This window comes from Ruegeria sp. C9, from assembly GCF_056537585.1.
In genome coordinates, this window is sequence record NZ_JBQFRU010000001.1 from 1 (window position 1) to 26,373 (window position 26,373).

A 26,373-nucleotide genomic window follows, 5' to 3' on the forward strand; every position below is an offset into this window, starting at 1 on the left:
ACTTTGTTCATGAACACGACCATCTTCGGGATGCCAACCTGGCGGCCCAGCAGGATGTGCTCGCGGGTCTGCGGCATCGGGCCGTCAGCTGCGTTCACAACCAGGATCGCGCCGTCCATCTGAGCGGCACCGGTGATCATGTTCTTGACGTAGTCGGCGTGGCCGGGGCAGTCGACATGCGCATAGTGGCGGTTGTCGGTCTCGTATTCCACGTGGGCGGTCGAGATGGTGATGCCGCGTGCCTTTTCTTCTGGCGCGCCGTCAATCTGGTCATACGCTTTGAAGTCACCGAAATACTTGGTGATTGCTGCGGTCAGCGTGGTCTTGCCGTGGTCAACGTGCCCAATCGTGCCGATGTTGACGTGCGGCTTATTACGCTCAAACTTTTCCTTTGCCATGATGGCCTCCTTTTTCGGTAATGAAGGGAGCGCGTTAGCCGCGCTCCCTCAAATCTTCGCTTATGCGTATTTCGCCTGAATCTCGTCCGAGATGTTCTGCGGAACCGGATCGTAGTGATCGAACTGCATGGTGAACTGGGCACGGCCCGACGACATCGAACGCAGAGTGTTGATGTAGCCGAACATGTTGGCCAGCGGAACGAACGCATCAATCGCAATTGCGTTGCCGCGCGGCTCCTGACCCGAGACCTGGCCACGACGCGAGGTCAGGTCGCCGATGATACCGCCGGTATATTCTTCCGGGGTGATCACTTCGACCTTCATGATCGGTTCCAGCAGTTTCGCGCCAGCTTTGCGCATGCCTTCGCGCATACACATCCGCGATGCGATTTCGAACGCCAGAACGCTCGAGTCAACGTCGTGAAACTTACCGTCCAGCAGGGCAACCTTGAAGTCGATCACGGGGAAGCCAGCCAGCGGGCCGCTATCCATGACCGAGTTGATGCCTTTTTCAACACCCGGGATGTATTCCTTCGGAACGGCGCCGCCAACGATGCGACTTTCGAACGAATAGCCTTCGCCTGCCTCGGTCGGCTGGATCTCCAGCTTGACTTCCGCGAACTGACCCGAACCACCCGACTGTTTCTTGTGGGTGTAGGTGTGCTCAACCGGCATCGAGATGGTTTCACGATAGGCCACCTGAGGTGCACCGATGTTCGCTTCAACCTTGAACTCGCGCTTCAGACGGTCAACCAGGATGTCCAGGTGAAGTTCGCCCATGCCCTTCATGATGGTCTGACCGGATTCCAGATCAGTTTCCACACGGAAGGACGGGTCTTCGGCGGCCAGACGGGCCAGACCCTGAGACATCTTCTCTTGGTCGCCCTTGGTTTTGGGCTCAACCGCGATCTCGATCACCGGATCGGGGAAGGTCATGGTTTCAAGAACCACCGGATCCTTCGCGTCACACAGGGTGTCACCGGTGGTGGTGTCTTTCAGACCCGCCAGCGCGATGATGTCACCTGCAAACGCTTCTTCGATCTCTTCCCGGTTGTTCGAGTGCATCATCATCATACGACCGATGCGCTCTTTCTTACCTTTGGTCGAGTTCAGGATCGAGTCACCCTTGTTCATGGTGCCCGAGTAGATCCGGGTGAAGGTCAGCGAGCCAACGAAGGGGTCGTTCATGATTTTGAACGCCAGACCCGAGAAGGCCATGTCGTCGTCTGCACGACGGGCGATGTCACGAACTTCTTCCTCGTCGCCGGGTTTGAAGCCCATGTAATCAACAACGTCCAGCGGGCTGGGCAGATAGTCGATCACAGCGTTGAGGAGCGGCTGAACGCCTTTGTTCTTGAACGCCGAACCACCCAGAACCGGAACGAACGCAATTTCCAGAGTACCTTTGCGCAGCAGGGCGCGCAGGGTTGGAACGTCGGGCTCATTGCCTTCCAGGTATTCCATCATCGCGTCGTCGTCCATTTCGACGGCCGCTTCGATCATCTTGCCGCGCCATTCGTCAGCCATGTCTTTCAGGCTGTCGCGGATAGGAGCTTTGATCCAGCTTGCGCCCAGATCTTCGCCCTGCCACAGCCACTCTTCCATGGTGACCAGGTCGATCAGGCCTTCCAGCTCGGACTCGGCACCGATCGGAATACCAACCGGAACAGCACGTGCGCCGGTACGGTCTTCGATCATGTTGACGCAGTTGAAGAAGTCAGCGCCGATCTTGTCCATCTTGTTGACGAAAACCATACGCGGAACCTTGTAGCGGTCAGCCTGACGCCACACGGTTTCGGTCTGGGGCTCAACACCGGCGTTTGCGTCCAGAACGCAGACGGCACCGTCGAGAACCGCCAGCGAACGCTCAACTTCGATGGTGAAGTCAACGTGGCCGGGGGTGTCGATGATGTTCAGGCGGTGCTTAGGAGTTTCTGCGGTCTGACCGTCCTCGGTGCGTTCCCAGAAAGTGGTGGTCGCAGCCGAAGTGATGGTGATGCCGCGTTCCTGCTCCTGCTCCATCCAGTCCATGGTGGCTGCACCATCGTGCACCTCACCGATGTTGTGGGATTTACCAGTGTAATACAGGATACGCTCCGAGCAGGTGGTCTTACCTGCGTCGATGTGCGCCATGATACCGAAGTTACGGTACAGTTCGAGCGGATATTCGCGTGCCATTGGTCTAAGCCTCTCGGATTACCAACGATAATGGCTGAAGGCTTTGTTCGCCTCGGCCATCTTGTGGGTGTCTTCGCGTTTCTTGACGGCAGTACCGCGGGACTGAACGGCGTCCAGCAGCTCGCCTGCAAGGCGCTCTTCCATGGTGTTTTCGTTGCGGCCGCGCGCAGCAGTGATCAGCCAGCGGATGGCCAGTGCTTCGCGGCGCTCAGGGCGCACTTCGACCGGAACCTGATAGGTTGCACCACCAACCCGGCGCGAGCGAACCTCGACCGACGGTTTGATGTTGTCGAGCGCTTCGTGGAACACTTCGACAGGAGCGCGCTTTACCTTGTTCTCAACGCGGTCAAACGCGTTGTAAACGATGCGCTCTGCGACCGACTTCTTGCCGTCGATCATCAGGTTGTTCATGAATTTGGTCAGAACCTTGTCGCCAAATTTGGCGTCAGGCAGAACTTCGCGTTTTTCGGCGGCGTGACGACGTGACATATCAGCCTCTCCTTCTTACTTGGGACGCTTCGCGCCGTATTTCGAACGACGCTGCTTACGGTCTTTGACGCCCTGAGTATCCAGAACACCGCGCAGGATGTGGTAACGCACACCGGGAAGGTCTTTTACACGGCCGCCACGGATCAGAACAACCGAGTGTTCCTGCAGGTTGTGGCTTTCACCGGGGATGTACGAGATGACCTCGAACCCGTTGGTCAGGCGCACCTTGGCAACCTTACGCATAGCCGAGTTCGGTTTCTTCGGTGTGGTGGTGTACACGCGGGTGCAAACGCCGCGCTTCTGCGGGCACTGCTCCAGGTGCATGGACTTCGAGCGTTTTACTTTGGGCTGCCGCGGTTTGCGGATCAGCTGTTGAATAGTTGGCATTCCGGTTTCTTCCCCGTTTTGCAACACACATGACATGCACGCGCGTTGCGTGCGGTTAAATTCGCTGCACTCATGCGTCCACAAGCGCAAAACCCGCGAGCGTTCCCATTCCGAGGTGAACGTCGCGGTTTGTTATCAGAGGGCGCGAACGATAAAAGTGTCCGGGCCTTGACCAGTTCATTACTGAAATCGGTTATGGGGCGGCCCCCGGTACCGAGATGTCGCGCGTATTAAGGGGAGTCGGCCCGAGTGTCAACAGCCCAGCGGGAAAGGCGTGTTGTACATAAGAGCTCCGGCCGTCTATCAGGAACTAATGGAGATTCCCACTGCGCCGACGCATTGCAGCACTTCGGCACCGGATGCATAGTGAGCATGCCCTGCAAACCATTGGATGCCCCATGCAAGTCTTTGGCCTGTGCCGATTTTCATTCCCTGCTCTGGGCGATTTCCAGATCGAACATGACACGGTCGCAGATCGGCGCGCCCATCTCTACAACCCTGCTCGTCTGGAAGAGCGGTTCCGCCTGTTCGGATCTGTGACGTTGCCCAGCTTTCGCGCGCAGACAGATGGGGACTATCAGCTTCTGGTCGTTGTTGGGGACTGTCTGCCGAAAAAGGCGCTCGACCGACTCAAGGACCTCACCGCTGACATCAAGCAGGTACGAATTGTCCAAAGACCCGTCGAACCAAGCCATAAACACCGGCAGGTCATGAAACGAATCCTTCAGGAAACGCGTTCAAACCCGGACCGGCCCTGTCTTCAATTTCGCCATGATGACGACGACAGCATTTCGATTGATTTCATCGAAAGACTGCGCGAGTCCGCCGATGATGTTGCCGGGCTGATTGAAAAAAATCATGCCATAGGCCTCGATTTCAACAACGGATACCAGGCCAGCTTTGGGCCGAATGGGGTTCGGGCGGCACAAGTCTACAAATCTCTGCTTGGGGTGGGCTTGGGCATGCTTATCGCGGGCGGGTGCGACCACACGATCATAAGTTTTACCCACAACCGGATCGGGCGTTTCATGCCAGTGGTCAGTTATCCTGATCGCCCGATGTGGATCAGGACATTGAACAACTCCAACGACTCGCCGCGCGCTGAAAAGCAGAAGGCGCAGCTTGCGCCGATCACGCCCGAAATCGAGACCGATTTTGCCACGCGTTTCGCGCTAAATCCCGGTTTCGTACGTTTGCCTCACTTCTCCGCCTGACGCGACCGTTCGCGAAACAGAGTGAACATCCCTGCCCCAACTACCAATGCACCACCCAGCATTGTGATCGCGTCCGGCCAGTCACCAAACACAGCCCACCCAAGTCCCAGTGCCCAAAGCAGGCTGGAATAGCGAAATGGCGCAACAAAACCGACCTCGCCCACGCGCATCACCATGACACTGAACAGATAGCCTATCAGAACAAAGACCGCAGCGCTGGCGATCATCGCTCCAGATGCGGTCGAGACCGGCACCCATCCTTCAAACGTGGAGACGATGATCGCTGCCAATGTGATAGTGAGGGATGTCGCCAGTGTTACCACCATAGAAGGTACTTCAGCTGACATTCGGCGGGTGATCAAATCGCGAACTGTTACGGAAGCAACCGCAATCAATGCGTAAATCGCATAGATGCTGAACCCTTCAGGACCGGGCCGAACGATCAACAACATACCGACGAACCCAAGCGCAATTGCAGCAATACGTCTCCATCCAATTACTTCACCGAAGAATAAGGCAGCACCCAAAGTCACGGTCAGCGGCAACGCCTGTAGAACTGCCGTAACGTTGGCAAGCGGCATGTGCATCAGAGCCGTTAAAAAGAAGATGGTCGCCGCCAACTCTGCCAGGCAACGTAATGCGATAAGCCATTTGTCATGGAGGGGAAAATTCAGGTGAAGCGCCCCAAGATAACGGGCCATTATCAACACAAGAACTGTCGCCAAAACTCCGCGCATGGTCACAAGTTGGAACAGAGGCAGATCTTGCCCCACCACTTTCACCAACGCATCATTGACGGTAAAGGCCGCCATGCTGCCCATCATCAGCAGCGCGCCTTTAACGTTAGGACTCATTTAATCAACACCCGGTCTTCAATATATCGCCGTACTCACTGTTCAATCGATCACGAAGTCAATATGCGCCGGACAATCCTGCAGTAATAGTTCCGACGAGCTACACAAACTGTCGACTTTTCAGTCGTTTCAATCTGTCATCTGGGCGGAAGGCGTAGATTTCGAGATCTCGATCTCATCATCCGTCATCTCCTCTTCTACGCCATCAAACAATGGGGTCGAAAGGTAACGCTCGCCCGTATCTGGCAACATTACCAACATGACGGAACCTTCCGGCGCAGTCTCGGCCAGTTTCATCGCGACCGCAAAGGTCGAGCCACCAGAAATACCGGTAAAAATCCCCTCTTCCGCGGCCAAACGGCGCGACCATGCAATACCGTCGCTACCGGGAACGGGAATCAACTCATCATAGTACGAGTTATCAATGGCCTCCTGCAGAACCCACGGAATAAAATCAGGCGTCCAGCCTTGGATCGGATGCGGCTCGAAGTTCGGATGGCTCTCGGTCGGCTGGTGTATTTCATTGCGCGTGTTCACATATCCTGACGACACAATGGCTGCGTTGGCAGGCTCTGTCAGGATGATCTTGGTCTCAGGGCGCGCTTTTCTAAGAGCCCGGGCCACGCCCGAGACGGTCCCGCCAGTGCCATAGCCCGTAACCCAATAGTCGAGATTCTGCCCATCAAAGTCACCCAAGATTTCCTGCGCGGTGGTATTTTCGTGAATATCGGCGTTGGCAGCGGTTTCAAACTGGCTGGCCAGGAACCAACCGTTCTGCTCGGCCAGTTCTTTAGCTTTTGTATACATGCCGAACCCCTTTTGCGCGCGCGGTGTCAGGACAACTTTTGCCCCCAAAAACCTCATCAGCTTGCGTCGCTCGACCGAGAAACTGTCGGCCATCGTCACAACCAAGGGATAGCCTTTGGCCGCACAGACCATCGCCAGCCCGATACCGGTATTCCCCGAGGTCGCCTCAACTACTGTCTGACCGGGTTTTAAGCTACCGTCGCGTTCTGCCGCTTCGATGATGTTGAGGGCAAGGCGATCCTTGACAGAACTGGCCGGGTTAAATGCTTCGAACTTCACATAGACCGTCACGTTTGAGGGCGCGATCCTGTTTATTCGTATGCTTGGCGTGTCTCCGACGGTGTCCAAAATACTGTCATACAGACGCTTTCGCCCATGCGTTTGACGAGTTGTCATTGCGGCCCCCTCCTCTGTTGACGAAAGCATGCCACAAACCGGGTCACATTAGTAACTATCTTTGTGAGAGTTCGCCTCGGAGCGCTCACAACAAGAAAGGCCCCGCGAAATCGCGGGGCCTTTCTTAGTTATTGAGGGTGCCTATTCGCGGCTTTCCGGTGTTTCCACCAGAACGTCCAGCTCATCACCGACCATGTCGTCGTCGAAGGTCGGAGCGGCCAGAGCAGCGGCTGCTTCGGCCTCTTCCCGGCGCGCTTCGATAACCACGTTGTCACGCGACTGCGCGATGTGGCGGACGGCCTGAGTGGCCCCACCGGTCCCGGCGGGGATCAGACGACCAACGATTACGTTCTCTTTCAGGCCAACCAGCTTGTCTTTCTTGCCCTGAACCGAGGCTTCGGTCAGCACGCGGGTGGTTTCCTGGAACGACGCCGCCGAGATGAACGAACGCGTCTGCAGCGAAGCTTTGGTGATCCCCAGAAGGATCGGCTCACCCTGAGCCGGACGACCGCCACGCGAGATAGTCTTCTCGTTGGCTGCGTCGAACTCTTGCTTGTCGACATGTTCGCCTTTCAGCAGGGTGGTGTCACCTGAATCCAGGATCTCCCACTTCTGCAGCATCTGGCGCACGATGACTTCGATGTGCTTGTCGTTGATCTTCACGCCCTGCAAGCGGTAGACGTCCTGCACCTCGTCGATCATGTAATCCGCCAGCGCTTCGACACCCATGATGGACAGGATGTCATGCGGAGCCGGGTTACCGTCCATCAGGTATTCACCCTTCTGGATGAAGTCCCCTTCGGCGACCGGGATGTGCTTGCCCTTGGGTACCATGTATTCGATGGTCTCCATGGACTCGTCAGCCGGTTCGATGCTGATGCGGCGCTTGTTCTTGTAGTCGCGGCCAAAGCGCACGTAACCATCGGCTTCTGCGATGATCGCGTGATCTTTCGGACGACGGGCTTCGAACAGTTCGGCCACACGTGGCAGACCACCGGTGATGTCCTTGGTCTTGGCGCCTTCACGCGGGATACGCGCAACAACGTCACCGGCTTCGATGGTCTGACCATCTTCGACGGACAGGATCGCATCCACCGACATCGGATAGTGAACCGGGTTGCCCGCATCGTTGCGGACCGGCTCGCCATCTTCACCAACCAGAATGATCTCGGGCTTGAGGTCGCTGCCTTTGGGGGCCGCGCGCCAGTCGATCACGATCTTCTGGGTCATGCCGGTTGCATCGTCGGTCTCATCCCGGACCGCAAGGCCCGAAACAAGGTCGACATATTTTGCGGTACCGGCTTTCTCGGCGATGATCGGCAGGGTGTAGGGATCCCATTCGAACAGCTTGTCGCCACGAGCAACCTTGGTGCCGTCCCTGACGAACAGCTTGGAGCCATAGCCCAGCTTGTGGCTGGCACGCTCTTCGCCGTGTTCGTCGCTGATCACCAGCTTCATGTTCCGGCCCATAACGAGGCTTTCGCCTGCGGCATTGACCAGAATCTGCGGGTTCTCGAAGGAAACGACGCCTTCCTGGCTGGCTTCCTGGAACGACTGCTGACCACCTTGCGCAACACCACCGATGTGGAAAGTACGCATCGTCAGCTGCGTACCGGGTTCACCAATGGACTGCGCGGCGATGATGCCGACAGCCTCACCTGTGTTCACCATCGTGCCGCGTGCAAGGTCACGACCGTAGCAGGTGGCGCAGACGCCTTCCTCGGACTCACAGGTCAGAGGCGAGCGGATGCGCATCGACGCAACACCAGCTTCGTCAATGGTGTCCGCCATGCGTTCGTCGATCAACTGACCAGCGGCCACGATCACCTCATCCGTGCCCGGACGCAGAACATCGTCAGCCGCCACACGACCCAGCACACGTTCGGCCAGCGAGGCAACAACCTCACCGTCATTCACGGCGGCTTCGGCTGTGATCGCACGCTCAGTACCACAGTCGATCTCGCGAACGATGCAGTCCTGTGCGACGTCCACCAGACGACGGGTCAGGTAACCCGAGTTCGCCGTCTTCAGAGCGGTATCCGACAGACCCTTACGGGCACCGTGGGTCGAGTTGAAGTACTCGAGAACGGTCAGACCTTCTTTAAAGTTCGAGATAATCGGCGTCTCGATGATGTCACCGTTCGGCTTGGCCATCAGGCCACGCATACCGCCCAGCTGTTTCATCTGAGTGACCGAGCCACGCGCACCGGAGTGGGCCATCATGTAGACCGAGTTCGGCTCTTGATCTGACCCGTCTTCGGCCTTGGCAACGTCAGAGATGGTGCTCATCATCGCTTCGGTGACGCGGTCGTTACACTTCGACCAGGCATCAACAACTTTGTTGTACTTTTCGCCCTGAGTGATCAGGCCGTCCATGTACTGCTGTTCAAAGTCCTTCACCTGACCGCGGGTGTCATCAACGATGCCCCACTTGTCATCCGGGATGACCATGTCGTCCTTACCGAACGAGATGCCCGCCTTGAACGCTTCTTTGAAGCCCATCGACATGATCTGGTCACAGAAGATAACCGACTCTTTCTGACCGCAGTAACGGTAGACGGTGTCGATCACCTGCTGCACTTCTTTCTTCCGCAGCAGGCGGTTGACCAGCTCGAACGGGGCTTTGTTGTTCATCGGCAGCAATGCACCCAGACGCAGACGGCCCGGAGTGGTTTCATAGCGCTTCTGAACTTCGTTGCCTTCGTCGTCGATCTGCGTGATCCGCGCGGTGATTTTCGAGTGCAGATGCACCTCACCGGCGTCCAGCGCGTGCTGAACTTCTTCGATCGAACCGAAGACCTTGCCTTCGCCCGGCATGCCTTCGCGTTCGAGGGTCACATAGTACAGACCCAAGATCATATCCTGCGACGGAACGATGATAGGCGCGCCGTTTGCCGGCGAAAGAACGTTGTTCGTCGACATCATCAGAACACGGGCTTCCAGCTGCGCCTCAAGGCTTAGCGGGACGTGAACGGCCATCTGGTCACCGTCGAAGTCGGCGTTAAAGGCCGAACAGACCAGCGGGTGCAACTGGATGGCTTTACCTTCGATCAGGACCGGCTCGAACGCCTGAATGCCAAGACGGTGCAGCGTCGGCGCACGGTTCAGCATGACAGGGTGTTCGCGGATCACCTCGTCGAGGATATCCCAAACTTCGGGACGTTCTTTCTCGACCAGTTTCTTCGCCTGTTTCACGGTCGAAGACAGACCCTTTGCTTCCAAGCGCGAGTAGATGAACGGCTTGAACAGTTCCAGCGCCATCTTCTTGGGCAGGCCACACTGGTGCAGCTTAAGCTCTGGACCGGTCACAATGACCGAACGACCCGAGAAGTCGACGCGCTTACCCAGAAGGTTCTGACGGAAGCGGCCCTGCTTGCCTTTCAGCATGTCCGACAGCGATTTCAGCGGACGCTTGTTGGCGCCGGTGATCACGCGGCCACGACGGCCGTTGTCGAACAGAGCGTCCACGGATTCCTGCAGCATCCGCTTTTCGTTGCGGACGATGATGTCAGGCGCGCGCAGCTCGATCAGACGCTTCAGACGGTTGTTCCGGTTGATGACGCGGCGATACAGATCGTTCAGATCCGAGGTCGCGAACCGGCCACCATCCAGCGGAACCAGCGGACGCAGTTCCGGCGGAATGACCGGGATCACGGTCATGACCATCCACTCAGGCCGGTTGCCCGACTCGAGGAAGGATTCGACAACCTTCAGACGCTTGATGATCTTTTTGGGCTTCAACTCGCCGGTTGCTTCGGCCAGATCAGCGCGCAGCTGCTCGGCTTCGGCTTCCAGATCGATCTGGGCCAGCATCTCACGGATAGCTTCGGCACCAATGTTCGCGGTGAACGCGTCCATGCCATAGGCATCCTGCGCGTCCATGTACTCTTCTTCAGTCAGCATCTGGCCGTAGGTCAGGTCGGTCAGACCGGGCTCGATGACGACATAGTTTTCAAAGTACAGAACGCGTTCCAGATCGCGCAGCGTCATGTCCAGCATCAGACCGATGCGGGACGGCAGCGATTTCAGGAACCAGATATGTGCGACGGGCGCAGCCAGTTCGATGTGGCCCATACGCTCGCGGCGGACTTTCTGCAGGGTGACTTCCACACCGCATTTTTCGCAGACTACGCCGCGATACTTCATCCGCTTATATTTGCCGCACAGACATTCGTAGTCTTTGATCGGGCCAAAGATACGCGCACAGAACAGACCGTCACGCTCGGGCTTGAACGTGCGGTAGTTGATGGTTTCGGGTTTCTTGATCTCACCATAGGACCAAGACAGGATCCGTTCAGGGCTGGCCAGCGAAACCTTGATCTCGTCAAAGACTTTCGGCGGTGTCAGCGGGTTGAACGGGTTGTTGGTGATTTCCTGGTTCATTTTGATACCTCAAATTTTGCGGAAGGGGGGACGGGAGGAAGGGCCGAGGCCCTTACTCCTCAACCTCCGCATCCAGGAGTTCCATATTCAGGCCGAGGCCACGGACTTCTTTAACCAGAACGTTGAACGATTCCGGTACGCCCGCTTCAAAGTTATCCTCGCCCTTGACGATCGACTCATAGACCTTGGTCCGACCGGCGACGTCATCCGATTTCACGGTGAGCATCTCCTGCAGGGTGTAGGCGGCGCCGTAAGCTTCCAGAGCCCAGACCTCCATCTCACCAAAGCGCTGACCACCGAACTGCGCCTTACCACCCAGCGGCTGCTGGGTAACCAGGCTGTACGGCCCGGTCGAACGCGCGTGGATCTTGTCGTCCACCAGGTGGTGCAATTTCAGCAGGTACTTGATGCCCACGGTGACCGGGCGCGCGAATTGCTCACCGGTGCGACCGTCGAACAGAACCGACTGACCGCTTTCCGAGAAGCCCGCACGCACCAGCGCGTCGTTGACGTCTGCTTCTTTGGCACCGTCGAAGACCGGAGTAGCGATCGGAACACCACGGGTCACGTTGCCCGCAGCCTCGATCAGGCCATCCTCGTCCAGACCGGTGATGCCTTCTTCGTAGACATCCTCGCCATAAGCCAGCTTCATCGCTTCGCGCACCGGGGTCAGATCGCCGGAACGGCGGTACTCACCCAGAGCCTCATCGATGTTCAGACCCAGACCGCGTGCGGCCCAACCCATGTGGGTTTCAAGGATCTGACCGACGTTCATACGCGAAGGCACACCCAGCGGGTTCAGACAGAAGTCAACCGGAGTACCATCGGCCAGGAACGGCATGTCTTCCATCGGAACAACCTTGGAGATAACACCTTTGTTCCCGTGACGACCGGCCATCTTGTCGCCCGGCTGCAGCTTACGCTTCACGGCGATGAAGACTTTGACCATCTTCATCACACCCGGCGGCAGGTCGTCGCCACGACGGACTTTCTCGACCTTGTCCTCGAAACGGGCGTCCAAAGCACGCTTTTGCACTTCGTATTGCTCGTTCAGAGCTTCAACGATCTGTGCATCCTGCTCGCCTTCCAGCGCCAACTGCCACCACTGACCGCGGGTCAGGGTTTCCAGCAGATCCTCGGTGATCACCGACCCTGCCTTGACGCCTTTCGGGCCTTTGACAGCGGTTTTACCCAGGATCAGACCTTGCAGACGCGCGTAGATGTTGCGGTCAAGAATCGCCAGCTCGTCGTCCCGGTCACGGGCCAGACGTTCGACTTCCTCACGCTCGATCTGCAGCGCACGCTCGTCTTTCTCGACGCCGTGACGGTTGAAGACGCGGACCTCAACGACCGTACCGTAGTCACCCGGCTTCACGCGTAGCGAGGTGTCGCGCACGTCAGATGCTTTCTCACCAAAGATGGCGCGCAGCAGCTTTTCTTCCGGGGTCATCGGGCTTTCGCCCTTCGGAGTGATCTTGCCGACCAGAATATCGCCCGGCTCAACATCCGCGCCGATGTAAACGATGCCAGCCTCGTCGAGGTTGCGCAGCGCTTCTTCACCGACGTTCGGAATGTCGCGGGTGATCTCTTCCGGGCCCAGCTTGGTGTCACGGGCGGCGACTTCGAACTCCTCGATATGGACCGAGGTGAAGACGTCGTCACGCGCGATACGTTCCGAGATCAGGATCGAGTCTTCGTAGTTGTAACCGTTCCACGGCATGAACGCGACGACCACGTTCTTACCAAGCGCCAGTTCACCCATATCGGTCGACGGACCGTCGGCAATAACTTCGCCCTTCTGGACGGTGTCACCCACCTTGATCAGCGGACGCTGGTTGATGCAGGTGTTCTGGTTCGACCGCTGGAATTTGCGCAGACGATAGATGTCAACGCCAGCGTCGCCCAGTTCCAAATCCTCGGTGGCGCGAATAACGATACGCTGGGCATCGACCTGGTCGATGATACCGGCGCGTTTCGCCTGAATCGCAGCGCCTGAGTCGATCGCGACCTTTTCCTCGATCCCGGTACCGACCAGCGGCGCTTCGGCGCGCAGCAGTGGAACCGCCTGACGTTGCATGTTCGAGCCCATCAGAGCGCGGTTGGCGTCGTCATTTTCAAGGAACGGGATCAGCGATGCAGCAACCGAGACCAGCTGTTTCGGCGACACGTCGATCAGGTCCACATTCTCGCGCGGGGCGAGGGTGTAGTCACCGGCCTGACGGGTCGAAACCAGATCGTTGATGAACTTGCCATCGGCATCCAGCGTCGCGTTCGCCTGCGCCACGGTGTGACGCATTTCTTCGGTCGCGGACATGTAGTGTACCTCATCGGTCACCTCGGCGTCTTTGACGACGCGGTAGGGTGTTTCGATGAAGCCATACTTGTTCACGCGGGCAAAGGTGGCCAGCGAGTTGATCAGACCAATGTTCGGACCTTCGGGCGTTTCAATCGGGCACATCCGACCATAGTGGGTCGGGTGTACGTCGCGCACCTCAAAGCCCGCACGCTCACGCGTCAGACCACCCGGGCCAAGCGCCGAGAGACGGCGTTTGTGGGTGACTTCCGAAAGCGGGTTGGTCTGGTCCATGAACTGCGACAGCTGCGACGAGCCAAAGAATTCACGAACAGCAGCCGCAGCGGGTTTCGCGTTGATCAGGTCCTGCGGCATGACGGTGTCGATTTCGACCGACGACATGCGCTCTTTGATCGCGCGCTCCATACGCAGCAGGCCAACGCGATACTGGTTTTCCATCAGTTCGCCGACCGAACGGACACGACGGTTGCCGAGGTGGTCGATATCGTCCACGTCGCCTTTACCGTCACGCAGTTCCACCAGCGCCTTGATGCAGGCCACGATGTCTTCGCGGCGCAGCGTGCGCAGGGTGTCCGGCGCGTCCAGAGCCAGACGCATGTTCATCTTCACACGACCAACGGCGGACAGGTCATAGCGCTCGCTGTCGAAGAACAGGGTGTCGAACAGAGCCGACGCAGCCTCGACGGTGGGAGGCTCGCCCGGACGCATGACGCGGTAGATGTCCATCAGCGCGCTTTCACGGTTCAGATTCTTGTCCTGAGCCATGGTGTTGCGCATGTAGGGGCCAACGTTGACGTTGTCGATGTCCAGAACCGGGATGTCGGTGATGCCCGCATCCATCAGGTCCTTGACGGTGCCGCCGATCAGGTCGCCGTCTTTGTCATACTCCAGGGTCAGCTCATCACCGGCTTCGACATAGATCGCGCCGTTTTCTTCGTTGATGATGTCCTTGGCGACATACTTGCCGACGATGTTGTCGAAGGGCACCAGCAGGTCGGTAACAGCACCTTCGTCGATCAGCTTCTTGACCGCGCGCGGGGTGACTTTCTTGCCCGCTTCGGCAATCACTTCGCCCGACTTCGCGTCGATCAGATCATATGTCGGACGGGTGCCGCGCACACGCTCGGGGAAGAAGGGCGTAACCCAGCCTTTCTTCTTGTCCAGCTTGTAGGACACGGTGTTGTAATACGCGTCCATGATCGCTTCCTGATCCAGACCCAGCGCATAAAGCAGGGTTGTCACAGGCAGTTTGCGACGACGGTCGATACGGGCGAACACGATGTCCTTGGCGTCGAACTCAAAGTCCAGCCAGCTGCCGCGATACGGGATGATGCGGCAGGCAAACAGCAGCTTGCCCGAGGAATGGGTCTTGCCCTTGTCGTGATCAAAGAACACACCGGGCGAACGGTGCATCTGGCTGACGATCACGCGCTCGGTACCGTTCACGATGAAGGTGCCGTTCGGTGTCATCAGGGGCATATCGCCCATGAACACGTCCTGTTCTTTGATATCTTTGACCGATTTGGCGCCGGTGTCCTCATCTACATCAAACACGATCAGACGCAGCGTGACCTTCAGCGGCGCGCTGTAGGTCATGTCGCGCTGCATGCACTCTTCGACGTCGTATTTGGGTTTTTCCAGATCGTATTTCACGAACTCCAGAACGGAAGTTTCGTTGAAATCCTTGATCGGGAAAACCGACTGGAACACGCCTTTGATGCCTTCGCCGTCTGTGGGCTGTTCTGCATCGCCGGAGCGCAGGAAAAGATCATAAGAAGATTTCTGCACCTCAATGAGGTTCGGCATTTCCAAAACTTCGCGGATTTTGCCGTAATATTTACGAAGACGTTTCTGGCCAAGGAACGTTTGAGCCATGTCAGATGTCACCTTTCGATGTTCTCAGCGGGCAAAGACACCGTCGGGCCCCGGCATCTTGCACAATCGAGACGACACGTCCGGATCAATTCGTGACCACCGTCCCGAAGGTGGCCTCCCGATCCGAAAACCGTGTCTTAGAAAACGCCCCAGACAATGAGGCCCTTTCTAAGACAGGTTCGGCTGGACCCGGATTTCTCCGGACCCAGCCAAATTTTGCGGCGCATCGGCGATGCACCTGTCGGTTGGCTTAGGCCAGCTCGACTTCGGCGCCAGCTGCTTCCAGCTTGCCTTTGACTTCCTCGGCTTCGTCTTTCGACACGCCTTCTTTGATCTTGCCGCCAGCTTCGACCAGCTCTTTGGCTTCTTTCAGGCCCAGACCGGTGATGCCGCGAACTTCTTTGATCACGTTGATTTTCGAAGCGCCGGCGTTCTTCAGAACGACGTCGAATTCGGTTTTTTCTTCCTCAGCTGCGCCACCGGCGTCGCCACCAGCTGCAACCATTACGGCGCCGCCAGCTGCGGGCTCGATGCCGTATTCGTCTTTGAGGATGGTTTTCAGTTCTTGTGCTTCCAGCAGGGTCAGACCCACGATGCTTTCTGCGAGTGCTTTCAGATCAGCCATTGTATTAGCTCTTTCCGTTTTACAGTGTGTGTTCCAACGTCAGGGTGGTTCCCCTACGCAGATCATTCAGTGCCAACCGCTTACGCAGCTTCCGCCTTCTCTTCGATGGTGGAAAGGATGCTTGCGATGTTGCTTGCAGGTGCGCCAATCGCGCCGGCGATGTTCGAAGCAGGTGCGCCAATGCAGCCAACGATCGAAGCAATAAGCTCTTCACGAGACGGCATTTTCGAAACTGTTTCGACGCCTTTGCGGTCCAGAGCGTTCTCGCCCATTGCACCGCCGAGGATCTCAAAATTCTTGTTATCCTTGGCGAAGTCCTCGGCCACCTTGGCAGCTGCCACGGGGTCCTCGGAATAGGTCAGAACGGTCATCCCTGTCAGCAGGTCGGCCATGCTTTCACACGGCTTACCCTCAAGGGCGATTTTGGCGAGCCTGTTCTTGGCAACACGCACGGCACCACCCGCGTCACGAGCACGTGCGCGAAGGTCCTGCATCTCGGCAACTGTCAGACCGGCATAGTGCGAAACCACTACAACGCCAGAGCTTTCGAAGATTTGGCCGAGTTCCTCGACCACTTTCTCTTTCTGGGCTCTATCCACAGTTCTCTCCAAGTTAGGGGCGATATCTCACCCCGGCTCATATTTGCCGCAGCTTTCGCTCCGGCGTTCAGGTCCGTTGTTACGGGATTGGCCAAAATGCGCCCGAGGATCGTGACCCTCAGAATTCTTTGGTCTTACCCGTCTCAGGCAGGGAATTAAGGGGCCAGATGGACCCACCCACCGTCTTGGACGAAACAAAATAAAGCGCACGACGAATCGCACGCTTTATTCCGCAGGTCTACTTAGGACAGATAGGCCGGGTTTCCAAGAGGTAAATTTAGGCGACTTGCACCTCCCGCGCAGGAGCTGCGACATAGTTGAAACTGTTCTGAGGCATCTCGGTTTCCAGAAAACGAGCCGACACTGAGGCTTGCGGATTTCGCTGCGCGCACCATAGCTACACGCCTGCTAAGACATCGCTCAATATCTGTGCGCAGAGCTAGCCAAGCATTCTGCCAACTAACCGCTATCGTGCAAATGCGGTCGCTGCTTGAGGGCACGGCGGCGGGGCGCTTTCAACCGCCGGTAAAGTCGTGCCGAAGCATAGGTGCAAACTTGCGGCGCGCAGTCCGCCAACGGAAATGAAAAAGCGGGTCCGGTATTCGCCAGTTTTCACCGTAACTCTGAGCCAGCAATGCTGGCGCGTCCTGCGGCAGCATGATTTCCCCACCGTTAAGTGATTTTAGCGGGAAAATCGCGCTTTCCGGCAAGTCGTTGAGTGAGTACGGGTACACGCTAAAGCGCCCGTTTTCCGTCCACGCCGGAAATAGATCTATATCAATACCCAAATTATTTTTAACTTTGAAGATTGGTATATTACGCTTCAACGAATTGGTATCCAGGCACTCATTGGCGAGCAACTCTCGCTGATAATCAATCCATTTTTCAGCGACGCCTTCAAGCGTAGACTCACCCAGATGCACTGCAAAATCGACATCGTCGTCGTGACCAATCAATCCACCCTCTCGAACGAGACCCAACAACGCGCCAGCGTATAGAATGATCGGCTTCCCTAAACGAATTACGGGTTCAAGCTCGGCGTCAAGTTTTGAAAAGATATCATCGCCAGCCTTTTCTCCGAATGTTCTGTTATAGCCATGTGGTGTAATGTAATCGGGGTGTAGCGTCTGCTTCACGCGCTCAAAAAACGAGGCAAAGCGCGCCTCCATACCCTGTTCTGCATATCGAATTTCCATATGCTTCAGCCTACCGTGCGTCCGGGCAGGCTTTAATCTTCTGTGGCAGCACAAAAGAAGAAAAGTCTCTTCCCAATCATCATAGAGCGACTGGTTCTCCAAGCGCATTATGGGATCCTTTAGCGCCTCAACCGCAAGGCGCGTTTTGCGAGGTCGTGGTAGTGCCGTTTGGGCCGCAGCATGCGTAAAAACATGCTCGCGAAGCGACGCGAGCTCCTTGATCAATTCTGCTTCTGTCATTGTGTTTTTTCATAGATCGCGCGGGCGACGATCGCATCTTCTGTTTTATATTTTGCGAAACCACTGCCTTCGACGCCATAACACTTTCGGAATTCTGAGGCTTCCATTTTTGAATCCAGATCCGTCGCACTTACGTAACGCCGGAAATGCGGCGCCGCAATTTTCGTTGTGGCTCGGTCCGCCAACGTTCGATATTCGAACGCCACGACATCGCCAGGCCTGCACCCGCTCCGCAGCGCCCGGATCAGAGCATCCTCTTCATCATCTGTGATCGCATGCAAAAAGAACCGAGCGTAAACGCAAACGGTTTCAGATCGTCGCTCGGACAACACCCGTTCAACCAATCCATCTTTGAGATTGGTCCGAACAAATTCAAGATCGTCTCCGCCCTGCTTTTGTGCATGCTTTTGCGCTGACGCAATCGCTGCCTCAGACGCATCCATGCCGGTCACTTTGAACCCGTGTCGCGAAAAGAAAAAACTGTCACGGGCATTCCCACACCCTACGTCAATGACATGTGACTGCCGATCAATCTCATTTGCCACAAACGCTGCGAATTGCGACGGCAAGGTAAGCTCCCATGACCCTGCCGATTTCGCATAAAATTGGTCCCAAAAGGCGCGTCGATCTTCAGGAAGTGATTTCTGACGAATATTTTGGTTCATTGATGGGTATTCTCTAACAGCTACTACACGACAATGGGGGAACTGTGTCAGACCGCAACCCCCAGTTCAATCGCTTCTTTAGCCACCGCTGCTGAGGCATTGAATCTATGTTTGTGCGTATCGCTGCTTTTTAGTCAGCGTAGCTGTAACCGGGTTTGAAATTGGCAAAACTTCAAGATTTCAGTTGATGTGCAAGCAACCACGCTATCACACAGCTACAGCCTGTTTCTCATGTGGCACGCAATAAAAATCCCGGGCAGTTCGCACCACCCGGGATCAAGTTCTCACAGCTAAACGCTAAGGCTTATTCGCCCGCAGCAGCCGCCACGTCCAGAGTCACACCCGGGCCCATGGTCGAGCTCAGCGCGATTTTCTTCATATAGGTGCCTTTGGCACCCGACGGTTTGGCCTTCGCAACAGCCGAGATGAAGGCACGGACGTTTTCGACCAGCTTGGCTTCGTCGAAGGACGCTTTGCCAACGCCGGCGTGCACAACGCCGCCTTTTTCCGCCTTGAACTGAACTTCACCACCTTTTGCTGCTTCCACAGCCGCTTTCACGTCCATGGTCACGGTGCCAACTTTGGGGTTCGGCATCAGGTTGCGGGGGCCGAGCACTTTACCCAGACGACCGACGATCGGCATCATGTCCGGGGTTGCAATGCAGCGATCAAATTCGATGGTGCCGCCCTGAATGGTTTCCATCAGGTCTTCCGCGCCAACGATATCTGCGCCCGCTTCTTTCGCTTCGTCTGCCTTGGGGCCACGAGCAAATACAGCAACGCGCATCGCTTTGCCGGTACCGTTCGGCAGGCCAACAACGCCGCGAACCATCTGGTCTGCGTGACGAGTGTCAACGCCAAGGTTCAGAGCGATCTCGATGGTCTCGTCGAATTTCGAGGTCGCATTGCCTTTGACCAGGGAAACGGCTTCTTCGACCGACAGGTTTTCCTTGCCAGCGACAGCTTCGCGCGCAGCGCGGGTACGTTTACCGAGTTTTGCCATTTTACTTCACCTCGATGCCCATTGAGCGGGCCGAGCCCAGGATGATCTGCATTGCGCCTTCGACGTCGTTGGCGTTCAGATCTTTCATTTTGGCTTCGGCGATTTCACGAACCTGCTTCGAGGTTACGGTTGCCACGGTCTCACGACCTGGGTTTTCCGCACCACGAGGACGGTTCCGCTTGCCAACCGGCTTCAGACCAGCCGCTTTTTTCAGGTAGTAAGACGCGGGCGGCGTCTTGATGTCCATGGTGAAGGACTTGTCCTGATAGTAGGTGATCACGGTCGGGCACGGAGCGCCGGGCTCCATGTCTGCGGTCTTGGCGTTGAACGCCTTGCAGAATTCCATGATGTTGATGCCGCGCTGACCCAGCGCCGGACCAACTGGCGGCGACGGGTTCGCCTGACCTGCAGGAACCTGCAGCTTCATTGTACCAGCAAGCTTCTTGGCCATTTGGTTTTCCTTTCAACTTAGGTGAAACGCGTTTCACCCAGACTATGTTGCGTGGTCCGATCCGGGATCGCGATCCCAGCAACCTCCCACGAGAGAATCTCGCCCGAAGACGATAGGGGCGGCACTTACAGCGGAACGGCGGGGTTGGCAAGTGGCCTGCCCTGCTCTCACACATCGAATCAAGCCCCCAAGTGGGTCTCATACGCTCACGGCGTACAGATCGTTACTAACAAGGTGCGACTGACAACTCTTAAGAAATTAATATCAATGCAGAATCTAGGCGGTGGTTGCGGGATGGTCGGGTTTCCGCCACCCCCCTCACCTCAATACTCGCAGCTGTGCTATACTCGACGAAATTAGTATTTTTGGTGGAGGTTAATTATGATCATTCGTTTATTAATAACAGTTGGCATCGCGCTATCATTTGCGGCGTCTTCTCCTCAGACCGCGCGGGCCGATGCTGGCGAGATACTGGGCGGTGCTGTGGTTGGTGGCGTCATCGGCTACGCTATCGGCCGGGATCAGCAGAGAAAACAGCAGGCCCGGACGCGGTCAACAACAACACGCACCTATCGCCCCGGAATTCCGTCGACCACACAAGGGGCGCAAACCCAAACCGCGCTCAACTATTTTGGCTACAACGCCGGTCGCGTTGATGGTCAGGTCGGTCGTGGCACGCGGTCTGCGATCGAACGCTATCAGGTCTCGATGGGCTACCCCGTGAATGGCTATGACTTCCAGCCCTATCAGCGCGACTTCCTGATGCAGGCCTATTACTGGGCGACAAGCGGCGGTCAGACGACAACTCAACTCGCAGGCCAACCGCTTTTGATGGAATACCGCCGGCAGATACAAACCGGCTCTGCCCTGGCTGCTGCCCCTCAGGCACCAGCACAAGCCCCAGCAACTACGATTCCGGTTGTGGTCCCTCAAGCTCAGGAACCAGAGCCCGAGGCCAATACAACTGAAACAGCCTCTGCCAGCCTGCCAAGCCTGTTTTCCGGCGGGACCGGCGGCCCATCGCTGGCCAATCGGTGTAGCGGGGTGATGCTGCAGACCTCGACCAACGGGGGCTACACGACACTGTCAAATATGACGGATGCCGATTTTGCCCTCAGCGAACAGTTCTGCCTTGCTCGCAGCTATGCAATGGCGCGTGGCGAAGATCTGATGGCTGATATCCAGGGGCTGACGCCGGATCAGGTGAGCGCACAATGCGACTCGTACGGCGAAATGTTGGCATCGCAAGTTGATGCGCTGTCGATCAGCTCGAAGGCAGAAGCTGAAACCCAGGTACGCAAGCTTGCGCTGGACTCGGGCCTTAGCCCCGCTGATCTTGCAGCGACAAGCAAGGTTTGTCTGTCGATGGGCTACCGTCAGGACAACATGGACACGGCAGTCGGTTCTGCATTGATGCTAGTCGCGATGGGTGAGCCTGCCTATGGAGAGTTGATCGGCCACCACCTGCGCGAAGGCTTTGGTGTGCAACAGCGTCGCGATCTTGCGATGCAGTGGTACGATGCGAGCCTTTCGGCGCTGGATGCCGGTTCGCAGGCCGTCTTCCTGCCATCCCAGACCGACCGCCCGCAACTGTTGCGTGCGGCTATGGTTCAAGCGCAGTAAGTCGCGCACTCAGTCGTTTCAGCCACTGCGAGGCTGATACAAATAACGCCGCGGTGTCTGTTTGCATCGCGGCGTTCTATCTTGAGGGTGCCACTATGCCGACCCCACCGGAACCGATCTCAAAACATGACAAGATCGACGCTCTGATCGAGTGGATGGTTGACGGTGCCCGCCCAGCTGGAAATGCGGTCGATATCATCGAAGGTATCTGTACCCGTCTGCTGGATGCCGGTGTCGCCATCGACCGGTTCGGTTTGTTCATCTGGACGCTGCATCCCAATCTGATGGGTCGACGTTTCCTGTGGAAAGCGGGCGCTGGCGTTGATCGTGTCGACGCGCCGTCTCAATTGTTCACCGAGGCGATCTACACCGATAACCCCCTTCCGCATGTGATTGAGCGTCAGCAACCCATCCGCCGCCATCTGGAAGATCCCAACTGCCCCGAGGATTACATCATTGTTGGCGAATTGCTCGAGCAGGGCTTCACCGATTACCTGGCGCAACCGCTGATCTATCTCAACGGCGATACCCATGTCTGCACCTGGTCAAGTGCCACGCCCGGTGGGTTTTCAGAGAGTGATCTGGCGATCCTGAACCGGGTTCGCGGTCCGCTCGCCCGCCTGACCGAAACCTATATGCTGCGGCTCGACGCGACCTACCTGCTGTCGACCTATGTCGGCCGTAACAGTGGCGCCCACATTCTGGACGGCAAAGTACATCGCGGTGATGGCAGCAAAATCGAGGCCGTTATCCTGTTTGCGGATCTCAAGGGATTTACCCGCCTTTCGAATTCGGTTTCCGGCGATACGCTGGTCCGGCTGCTGAATGACACGTTTGATTGCCTTGTCCCGTCGATCATGGACCACGGCGGAGAGATTCTGAAGTTCATGGGCGACGGCTTTTTTGCCATCTTCCCAACCAGCACGGATCTTCCGCGAAAGGTGCAGATTCAGGCCGCCATCGCAGCGGTGCGCGAGGGTGTGGCGTCGCTGGCCGAGGCCGATTTCCAGCATAAGCTTGACGTGCGCACTGCAATTCATCACGGTCGTTTCCACTATGGCAATGTAGGTGGCGGGGATCGGCTGGATTTCACGGCCATCGGTCCAGACGTCAATTTGGCGGCTAGACTTGTAGCGGCGGCCACAGACTTGGATTGCGACCATGTCCTTTCGGATACAGCCGCAGCATTTCTCCCGACACTCTGCGAACCGGTCGGAACTGTATCACTTAAAGGTTTTGGTGCGGATCAAACTGTCTGGCAGATAAGCACGCCCCAAACGTAAAAAGGGTGCCCATAAGGCACCCCAAACGGTGGTTCGATGGAAACCAATCAGCTCTGCTTTGTGACCTGCGTAAAGTCCAGCTCGACCGGTGTTTCGCGGCCAAAGATCGAAACCGAAACTTTCAGTTTCTGGTTCTCGTCGTCCACACCTTCGACCATGCCGTCGAAATCCTCGAACGGGCCGTCGTTGACCTTGACCTTCTCGCCGACCTCGAAGCTGATCATCAGCTTGGGCGCTTCTTCACCTTCCTGAACGCGGTTGAGGATCTGGTTCACCTCGGCGTCGCGCATCGGCATCGGGCGGCCCTGAGGGCCCAGGAAGCCGGTAACGCGATTGATCGAGTTGATCAGGTGATAGCCCTGATCCGACATTTCCATGTGTACCAGCACGTAACCCGGCATAAAGCGACGTTCGGTGGTGACCTTCTTGCCCCGGCGCACTTCGATCACCTCTTCGGTGGGCACCAGTACCTCGTCGATATCGTCTTCAAGGCCCTGCTCAGCCACCGACGTGCGGATCTGCTCTGCGATCTTCTTTTCGAAATTCGAAAGAACGCTGACCGAATACCACCGTTTCGCCATGAACCTGTCGTCCTTGTTTGCCTTTGGGCTGCGACGCATCGCGCCCTTCGTTGAAATCCTATTGCGTCACCCGGAATAAAAAGCGGCGCGCAGCCCGATTCGCCGCACGCCCATTCCGAATAGTCATGTCACCTACTCTGACACGCCGTGCTGTGCAAGGGGGCAGTCGCGTTTCCGACTGCACAAACCAGCTTAGCTGAACGCGCCAAGCACCAGTTGCAGACCACCGCGAATGCCCAGATCGACCAGCGCAAAGAACACAGCCGTCAGTGCCGCCATGATAAACACCATGACCGTGGTCAACAGAACCTCACGACGGGTCGGCCAGACGACCTTTGCGACTTCGGCGCGGACCTGCTGAATGAACTGGATCGGGTTTATGGTGGCCATGAGGCTTCAATCTCTCTGCTAGCGGATGGGCCGGACATAGCCGGGCATTGCGGCAATTTCAAGGGCTGTTGACGCCCCTGTCAGGGCTTGGGCTTGTCATCCCATTCGTCACTGAGGATACGGCGCGCGTCGCCTTCGGGATCCTCATACTGGTTCGAGCGGACCGTGTAGACAAAGGCAACCAAGCCAACCCCACCTAAAAGCAGGGAAATCGGGATCAGATAGGCAAGCACTTCCATCAGAGTTACCTCAGCCGCAGGGCGTTCAGGGATACCGTAATCGAGGAGGTCGACATCGCCAAGGCCGCGATCAGCGGGGTCGCCAACCCGGCCACAGCAAGTGGGACCGCGATGATGTTATAGACGGTGGCGATGCGGAAATTCTCGCGAATCCGACGTGTCGCTTTAACGGCAGTATCGCAGGCCTCGGCTATTGGGGACAGATCATTGCCCAGCAGCACGATATCCGACGCCACCCGCGCGGCATCCAAGGCGCTGGCTGGAGAGATCGATACATGCGCCGCCGCCAAGGCCGCTGTGTCGTTCAGCCCATCTCCGACCATCAGAACGTGCCGACCCTGATCGCTTAGTTCCTGCACTTTGGCAGCTTTGTCTTGAGGCAAGGCCTGGGCGATCCAGTTCTCAATGCCAAGCTTGCCCGCCAAGGCCTGAACCGCGCCTTCCGTATCGCCGGAAATCAGGATGACGTCATTGCCTGCCGCACGGAAAGCCGCGACCGCCTCGGCAGCGCCTGCGCGCAGACTGTCGGTAAAAGTAAAGCGCGATGGCGTCCGCGATCCGATTGCGAGCCAGGCTGCGGTCTGCTCACCATCTTCGCCGCCGACCCAGGCCGCTCGACCCAGCCGGACCTGCTGATCACGGTAAACGCCCTCAGTGCCATATCCCGGCACCTCAACAACATCGTGCAACTTGGCAGGCTTGATCCCGGCTTCACGCGCAGCCTTTGCAAGGGCAAGAGACAAGGGGTGCGAAGACGCTTCGGCCAATGCCAGAGCCACTTGCAAATCGGTACGCGAATGATCACCAAGATTGGTCAACTCAGGCGCACCGGATGTTAGGGTGCCGGTCTTGTCAAATACCACAGTATCCACTTCGGCCAGCCGTTCTAACGCGGTCGCGTGTTTGATCAGCATGCCACTGCGGAACAATCGGCCTGATGCTGCAGTGGTTACCGCCGGCACTGCCAAGCCCAGCGCGCAGGGACATGTGATGATCAAAACCGCCGCAGCGATATTCAGCGCCGTCCGGATATCGCCCGAATAAATATACCATCCTAAGAAGCTGAGCGCGGACAGTATATGCACCCCCGGCGCATAAAGCTTGGCCGCCTTGTCTGCCAGCGAGGTATACCGTGATCGGCCCGATTCAGCGATGGCTACCAGATCCGCCATACGGTGCAGCGAGGTATCTTCCCCGACTGCCGTCGCACGGATGGTCAGAGGGCCGGTCAGGTTAACCTCACCTGCACTGACGTTCAGCCCGGCCTCGGCAAAGACCGGGAGGGTTTCCCCGGTCAGCAGCGACCGGTCCAACTCGGACTGGCCCGAGATGATTTCGCCATCCACGGGCATACGCCCTCCGGGGCGAACCAGAATCAGATCACCTACGTTAAGGCTCGCCACCGCCACTTCCGCTTCGGTCCCATCCACTAGCCGGATGGCGCGCGGGACCTCCAGCGCGGTTAGTTCTTCGGCAGCCGAACGTGCCGCGGCACGGGTGCGATAGTCCAAATACCTGCCCGCTAGCAGGAAGAACGTCAGGGTCAAAGCCGCGTCGAAATAAGCATGTTCACCGCTGAGTGCAGTTTCCCAAAGCGACGTGACCAGAGCCAGCAGGATCGCCAAAACAATCGGCACATCCATATTCAACCGGCGTACGCGCAGCGCGCTCCAGGCGTTGGAAAAGAAAGGCTGGGCCGAGAATGCAATTGCAGGCAGCGCAATCGCCGCCGATATCCAGTGGAACATGTCGCGCGTCGCATCGGTGGCGCCGGACCAGACCGACACCGATAACAGCATCACGTTCATCGAAGCAAAACCCGCCACTGCCAGCCGCATCAGCAGATCGCGCCCGGCCTTATCGGTTTGCGTAGCCGAAAGCGCACCCGGATCCAGTTCGTGGGCATCAAAGCCAGCGCGCTCCAGCACCGGGATCAGATCGGCGGCGCGCGTATCCGGTGCCGCCTTGATCATCGCGCGTTTCAGCGTGAGATTGACCCGCGCGTCTTCAACGCCGGGATGGGCATTCAACTCACGCTCGACCGTAGAGATGCAGGCCGAGCAGTGGATGCCCGGCAGCGACAGCGCGATCTGCACATCCTCTGGGATTGGCCGCGCCGCTTCTGCCGGGGCTGCGATGCAGCCAGGACAGGCTGCCCGAGATGGGGTGGCTTGCGCAACCAT

The 26,373-nt window shown here is 57.3% G+C and carries 21 protein-coding genes; 3 read left to right on the plus strand and 18 right to left on the minus strand.

Annotation, left to right across the window (positions count from 1 at the left end; genetic code table 11):
* From ACR0NE_RS00005 to rpsL, 4 genes are all read right to left on the minus strand, one after another.
* The coding region (locus ACR0NE_RS00005; RefSeq protein WP_480780083.1) for a GTP-binding protein at positions 1 to 398 on the minus strand (398 nt) is incomplete at its 3' end.
* 60 nt (positions 399 to 458) lie between these two features.
* Positions 459 to 2,576 carry an elongation factor G gene (gene fusA / locus ACR0NE_RS00010; protein WP_170328783.1) on the minus strand — a complete coding sequence of 706 codons (2,118 nt, stop codon included), beginning with the start codon at positions 2,574 to 2,576 and terminating at the stop codon, positions 459 to 461.
* 18 nt (positions 2,577 to 2,594) lie between these two features.
* A complete protein-coding gene (gene rpsG / locus ACR0NE_RS00015; RefSeq protein WP_010441203.1) occupies positions 2,595 to 3,065 on the minus strand; it encodes a 30S ribosomal protein S7 in 471 nt (156 codons plus the stop codon).
* A gap of 15 nt (positions 3,066 to 3,080) precedes the next feature.
* On the minus strand, positions 3,081 to 3,452 hold the full coding sequence (rpsL, locus tag ACR0NE_RS00020) for a 30S ribosomal protein S12 (protein WP_005621086.1): 372 nt from the start codon (positions 3,450 to 3,452) through the stop codon (positions 3,081 to 3,083).
* A gap of 398 nt (positions 3,453 to 3,850) precedes the next feature.
* On the opposite strand from rpsL, the gene ACR0NE_RS00025 reads away from it, so the two are divergent.
* The gene (locus tag ACR0NE_RS00025; protein WP_170596852.1) at positions 3,851 to 4,666 is read left to right on the plus strand and encodes a glycosyltransferase; all 816 of its coding nucleotides are present in this window, start codon (positions 3,851 to 3,853) and stop codon (positions 4,664 to 4,666) included.
* Here the strand turns inward: ACR0NE_RS00025 and ACR0NE_RS00030 are convergent.
* From ACR0NE_RS00030 to rplK, 10 genes are all read right to left on the minus strand, one after another.
* Entirely contained in the window at positions 4,651 to 5,520 is an 870-nt protein-coding gene (locus ACR0NE_RS00030; RefSeq protein ID WP_170398562.1) for a DMT family transporter, read from the minus strand. The two genes, ACR0NE_RS00025 and ACR0NE_RS00030, sit on opposite strands and share 16 nt — an antisense overlap.
* Before the next feature lie 129 nt (positions 5,521 to 5,649).
* Positions 5,650 to 6,723, minus strand: a complete 1,074-nt coding sequence (locus ACR0NE_RS00035) for a pyridoxal-phosphate dependent enzyme (RefSeq protein WP_170596851.1) — start codon at positions 6,721 to 6,723, stop codon at positions 5,650 to 5,652.
* Positions 6,724 to 6,864: 141 nt separating this feature from the next.
* A complete protein-coding gene (gene rpoC, locus ACR0NE_RS00040; protein ID WP_170596850.1) occupies positions 6,865 to 11,106 on the minus strand; it encodes a DNA-directed RNA polymerase subunit beta' in 4,242 nt (1,413 codons plus the stop codon).
* A gap of 52 nt (positions 11,107 to 11,158) precedes the next feature.
* Positions 11,159 to 15,295: a DNA-directed RNA polymerase subunit beta gene (gene rpoB, locus ACR0NE_RS00045; RefSeq protein WP_170398571.1), complete on the minus strand. Its 4,137-nt coding sequence runs from the start codon at positions 15,293 to 15,295 to the stop codon at positions 11,159 to 11,161.
* A gap of 250 nt (positions 15,296 to 15,545) precedes the next feature.
* Positions 15,546 to 15,920: a 50S ribosomal protein L7/L12 gene (rplL, locus tag ACR0NE_RS00050; RefSeq protein ID WP_010441182.1), complete on the minus strand. Its 375-nt coding sequence runs from the start codon at positions 15,918 to 15,920 to the stop codon at positions 15,546 to 15,548.
* Between the two features lie 80 nt (positions 15,921 to 16,000).
* Complete coding sequence (rplJ, locus tag ACR0NE_RS00055) at positions 16,001 to 16,519, minus strand: 50S ribosomal protein L10 (protein WP_010441181.1); 519 nt, start codon at positions 16,517 to 16,519, stop codon at positions 16,001 to 16,003.
* Positions 16,520 to 17,034: 515 nt separating this feature from the next.
* Complete coding sequence (locus tag ACR0NE_RS00060; RefSeq protein WP_170596849.1) at positions 17,035 to 17,955, minus strand: hypothetical protein; 921 nt, start codon at positions 17,953 to 17,955, stop codon at positions 17,035 to 17,037.
* A complete protein-coding gene (locus ACR0NE_RS00065; RefSeq protein ID WP_170625822.1) occupies positions 17,952 to 18,620 on the minus strand; it encodes a class I SAM-dependent methyltransferase in 669 nt (222 codons plus the stop codon). Before ACR0NE_RS00065 ends, ACR0NE_RS00060 begins: the two co-directional genes overlap by 4 nt.
* A 304-nt stretch (positions 18,621 to 18,924) precedes the next feature.
* Positions 18,925 to 19,623, minus strand: a complete 699-nt coding sequence (gene rplA / locus ACR0NE_RS00070) for a 50S ribosomal protein L1 (RefSeq protein ID WP_010440987.1) — start codon at positions 19,621 to 19,623, stop codon at positions 18,925 to 18,927.
* A 1-nt stretch (position 19,624) separates the two neighbouring features.
* The gene (gene rplK / locus ACR0NE_RS00075) at positions 19,625 to 20,074 is read right to left on the minus strand and encodes a 50S ribosomal protein L11 (protein ID WP_010440985.1); all 450 of its coding nucleotides are present in this window, start codon (positions 20,072 to 20,074) and stop codon (positions 19,625 to 19,627) included.
* 381 nt (positions 20,075 to 20,455) lie between these two features.
* On the opposite strand from rplK, the gene ACR0NE_RS00080 reads away from it, so the two are divergent.
* Complete coding sequence (locus ACR0NE_RS00080; RefSeq protein ID WP_170596847.1) at positions 20,456 to 21,697, plus strand: peptidoglycan-binding domain-containing protein; 1,242 nt, start codon at positions 20,456 to 20,458, stop codon at positions 21,695 to 21,697.
* 95 nt (positions 21,698 to 21,792) lie between these two features.
* Positions 21,793 to 22,980, plus strand: coding sequence for an adenylate/guanylate cyclase domain-containing protein (locus ACR0NE_RS00085; RefSeq protein ID WP_170596846.1), 1,188 nt, complete (start codon positions 21,793 to 21,795; stop codon positions 22,978 to 22,980).
* 47 nt (positions 22,981 to 23,027) lie between these two features.
* Here ACR0NE_RS00085 and nusG read toward each other — a convergent pair whose 3' ends face one another.
* The 4 genes from nusG to ACR0NE_RS00105 all read right to left on the minus strand — a co-directional run bounded on the left by nusG (position 23,028) and on the right by ACR0NE_RS00105 (position 26,373).
* A complete protein-coding gene (gene nusG / locus ACR0NE_RS00090; RefSeq protein WP_152459924.1) occupies positions 23,028 to 23,561 on the minus strand; it encodes a transcription termination/antitermination protein NusG in 534 nt (177 codons plus the stop codon).
* A 192-nt stretch (positions 23,562 to 23,753) separates the two neighbouring features.
* Positions 23,754 to 23,951: a preprotein translocase subunit SecE gene (gene secE / locus ACR0NE_RS00095; protein WP_170596845.1), complete on the minus strand. Its 198-nt coding sequence runs from the start codon at positions 23,949 to 23,951 to the stop codon at positions 23,754 to 23,756.
* 80 nt (positions 23,952 to 24,031) lie between these two features.
* Positions 24,032 to 24,190: a cbb3-type cytochrome oxidase assembly protein CcoS gene (ccoS, locus tag ACR0NE_RS00100; protein WP_170596844.1), complete on the minus strand. Its 159-nt coding sequence runs from the start codon at positions 24,188 to 24,190 to the stop codon at positions 24,032 to 24,034.
* 5 nt (positions 24,191 to 24,195) lie between these two features.
* Positions 24,196 to 26,373, minus strand: a complete 2,178-nt coding sequence (locus tag ACR0NE_RS00105) for a heavy metal translocating P-type ATPase (RefSeq protein WP_170596843.1) — start codon at positions 26,371 to 26,373, stop codon at positions 24,196 to 24,198.